1 pseudogene is annotated in these 380 nt (G+C 78.9%); it reads left to right on the top strand.

Going from position 1 to position 380, the window contains the following annotated elements:
- A pseudogene (locus tag EHS43_RS46050) lies at nt 1-380 on the top strand (primosome assembly protein PriA); the annotation flags it as partial.

Below are 380 nucleotides of genomic sequence, written 5' to 3' on the forward strand. Positions count from 1 at the left end.
TGTCAGGCGTGCGGGGGGTTCCGGCTGCGGGCGCAGGTCGTGGGGGCGCGGCGGACCGCGGAGGAGCTGGGCCGGGCATTCCCGGCCGTCCCGGTGCGGACGTCGGGGCGTGAGCATGTGCTGGACACCGTGCCGGGGGCCCCGGCGCTGGTGGTGAGCACGCCGGGCGCGGAGCCGGTCGCCGAGGGCGGGTACGCGGCGGCCCTGTTGCTGGACGGCTGGGCGATGCTGGGGCGGCCGGACCTGCGGGCCGGAGAGGACGCGCTGCGGCGCTGGATCGCGGCGTCGGCGCTGGTGCGACCGCAGGAGGCCGGGGGCACCGTGGTGGTCGTCGCCGAGCCCACGTTGCGGCCGGTGCAGGCCTTGGTGCGGTGGGACCC

It is taken from the genome of Streptomyces sp. RP5T (assembly GCF_003933965.1).
Classification (GTDB): Bacteria; Actinomycetota; Actinomycetes; order Streptomycetales; family Streptomycetaceae; genus Streptomyces.